The sequence below is a fragment of the Anaerotruncus sp. G3(2012) genome (genome assembly GCF_000403395.2).
Lineage (GTDB): Bacteria > Bacillota > Clostridia > Oscillospirales > Ruminococcaceae > Anaerotruncus.
Window position 1 is genome coordinate 224,726 of record NZ_KE159678.1, and the last position, 3,359, is coordinate 228,084.

A 3,359-nucleotide genomic window follows, 5' to 3' on the forward strand; every position below is an offset into this window, starting at 1 on the left:
ACAGCTGACCGTGGAGGAACTCAGATCTCTTATTTGGCGTTACTTTATGAGCTACTGGAACAACCGCCGTATCTGCTCCGCCAACGGCGGCCTTCCACCCGCTGTCAAGAGAGAGCGCTTCTATCTGTCCCTCACTGCGGCTGCTGCTTAGATCCTATATTCCTTGCGTGAATTGTGTCAACTCATATTGACAAAATCATGGCGCTTGTCATGTGTATAGGGACAAGCGTGTGATATTCAGGATGCAGCGCCTCCAGATAGAGGGAAATGGCGAACGTCACGTGGGAAAACCCCTTTACCGAAAACGCAGAAAGCTCATGTTTGATATATGCTACCGGGGATTGCCTAAACCCGCAGCCAGCGGGCAGGGCAACACAGCTTCCATAGTAGTCCGAGAACCCTGAATCAACAGGGACAGCCGTAAAAACGGAAGCGGGAAAGCCGCTCACATGGCGAAGGGAAGCAGTCTGTTTCTTCAATACAAAAATGAAAGGATGGTGTGTGAGACACTATGAGAAAGCCAACTGATGTATTGAATAGTTTAAGCGATAAATCGAAAAATCCCATGTACAAGTATGAAAGGCTATACCGCAACTTGTACAACCCGGAGTTTTATCTGCTCGCCTATAAAAATATCTACACAAATGACGGCAGCGTGACACCGGGCGTGGACGGCGTAACCACCGATGGTATGAGCCTGGAACGCATTGACAAAATCATTGCGTCCCTGAGAGACCGCTCGTACCGCCCGAACCCTGCCCGCCGCACCTATATCGCCAAAAAGAACAACCCGGCGAAAAAGCGGCCGCTTGGCATTCCATCCGGGGATGACAAGCTTGTGCAGGAAGTAGTCCGAATGATTTTGGAAAGCATCTATGAACCGACCTTTTCCAATGTATCTCATGGATTCCGCCCTGGAAAAAGCTGCCACACCGCGCTGGTCAAAATTCAGAACACGTTCACTGGCGCAAAGTGGTTTGTGGAGGGCGATATCCAAGCGTGTTTCGACAGCTTTGACCACCATGTACTGATTGAAATTCTCCGCAGGCGAATCAAGGACGAAGCCTTTATCGGCCTGATGTGGAAATTTTTGAAAGCCGGATATATGGAACAGTGGAAATACCACAAAACCTACACCGGCACTCCACAGGGGTCTGGCATCAGTCCCATCCTCGCCAATATCTATCTGAACGAGTTGGATAAGTATATGGAGGAATATAAGCAGGAATTCAGCAGACCAGCACGGACTGTGAACCCAGCCCATCGTAATATGGCAAGCAGAATCTTCCGATATAAGGCCAAAAACGATAAGGTCTGGAATACGCTGGGTGCAGAGGAACAGAAAAAACGTGCGCGGATACTCCGGCAAATGCGGGCAGAACAGAGAAATCTCCCAACGCATCCGCTTAGGGAAACCAGCTATAAGTCCCTGCAATATGTCCGCTATGCCGATGACTTCCTGGTTGGAGTTGTTGGCAGTCGAGAGGACGTAGAGCGGCTCAAGCAAGACCTGGCAGTATTTCTCAAGGAAAAGCTGGGGCTTACGCTGTCGGCAGAAAAGACCAAAATCACCAACACAGCCCAGTGCGCAAGATTCCTGAACTATGACATCTATGTTTCCAGAAGCCAGGACATCAAGCGGCTGAAAAACGGAAAGCGGCAGCGTGTGTACTACGGCGTTGTCCGGCTCCGTATGCCCCAAGAGAAATGGGCTGCAAAGCTGTTGGAACTGGGCGCAATCCGAATCAGTAAGGACGCTTCGGGCAAAGAGCGGTGGAAAGCTATGCCGCGTGGGAAACTCATGAACAGGACGGATATTGAAATCCTCAGCCGCTATAATGCGGAAGTCCGGGGACTGTACAACTACTACTCGTTAGCTGGAAATGTGTCCACCTTGAATCACTTCTCAAGCCTGATGAAGTACAGTATGCTGAAAACTTTTGGCTCCAAGTATCGCTGTCAGGTCAGGAAAATCAAGGAGAGATATGTCAAAAACGGCGAGTTCACAGTGCCGTACACGACGAAAGCAGGCCCCAAAGAAGCAATTTATTACCACAGTGGCTTTCGTAAACAGGATAAGCCGCAACTGGGGCAGGTGGATATCCTGGATATTTACAAAAAGTACAGCAAGCCCAACAGTCTGGCCACTCGCTTGCGCTCTAAACAGTGCGAATTGTGCGGTGCGGAGTGCGGCGGTTTAGTCATGCACCAAGTAAAGCGTCTGAAAGACCTTACAGGGCAATACGAGTGGGAAATCCTTATGCGCAAACGGCATCGCAAGACTCTGGCCGTTTGCCCATCCTGTCATGCAGAAATTCACAATTCGATGAAGTCGTAAAACGATAACAGTACGGAGAGCCGTGTGCATCGAGAGGTGCCCGCACGGTTCGGGAGGGAGTGCCCATGTGGTGCTTACCTCATACCATCCAACGCTACCTCCAGTATGAGCGGCTCCAGGAATTGAACATGACCCATTTCGACTGCTGGGCCAGCCGGTTCGGTGAAACGGTGACAGCCCTGGAGCTGGCCCCGGAGGGAACCGGCTACCGGGCGCGGACAAGATTTTCCAAGTTTTTTAACCTGCCGGAGCTGATGAACCTGTTCAAAGAGGTGGCGGACATCAAGACCGCCGACCAGCTGGACCTGCCCACCCCGGAGGTGGAATACCACAACATCGTGGCAAAGCCCACCGAACACCAGCAGGATATGGTGAAGGCCCTCTCCGAGCGCGCCGCCAAAGTCCATTCGGGGACCGTTGACCCATCAACCGACAATATGCTGAAAATCACCTCGGATGGCCGAAAGCTGGGGCTGGACCAGCGCATCATCAACCCCATGCTGCCGGACGAACCCGGCACAAAAGTCAACCAGTGCGTGGACAATATCCTGCAAATCTGGCGGGACGGACAGCCGGAAAAGCTGACCCAGCTGGTGTTTTGCGACATTTCCACACCCCAGGCGGCTGGCTCCAAAAAGGTGGCTAAAACGCTGGATAACCCGATACTTCACGCTTTGGAACAGGCAGTTCCAGAGCCGGAGAAACCGCTGGCCTTTACGGTCTATGAGGACATCCGGCAGAAACTCATCGCACAGGGTATGCCCGCCAGCCAGATCGCTTTTATCCATGAAGCCAATACCGAAGTCCGCAAAAAGGAGCTGTTCTCCAAAGTCCGCTCCGGCCAGGTGCGCGTCCTGTTAGGCTCCACCCAGAAGATGGGGGCCGGGACCAACGTGCAGGATTTGCTGGTGGCCCTTCACGATCTGGACTGCCCCTGGAGGCCCGGAGATCTGGCCCAGCGAAAAGGGCGGATCGAGCGCCAGGGCAACCAGAACCCGCTGGTCCATGTTTACCGCTATGT

Annotated in this window: 1 protein-coding gene and 1 pseudogene; both read left to right on the forward strand. The window is 52.5% G+C overall.

The features are described 5' to 3' along the window. Positions 1–511 precede the first annotated feature (511 nt). A complete protein-coding gene (locus tag C814_RS20170; RefSeq protein WP_016317317.1) occupies positions 512–2,338 on the forward strand; it encodes a reverse transcriptase domain-containing protein in 1,827 nt (608 codons plus the stop codon). An 80-nt stretch (positions 2,339–2,418) separates the two neighbouring features. Next, a pseudogene (locus C814_RS20175) lies at positions 2,419–3,359 on the forward strand (helicase-related protein); the annotation flags it as partial.

What these genes read in the sequence shown, in the direction of transcription:
- C814_RS20170 (WP_016317317.1), top strand. Translation starts at nt 512, where the DNA reads ATGAGAAAGCCAACTGATGTATTGAATAGTTTAAGCGATAAATCGAAA.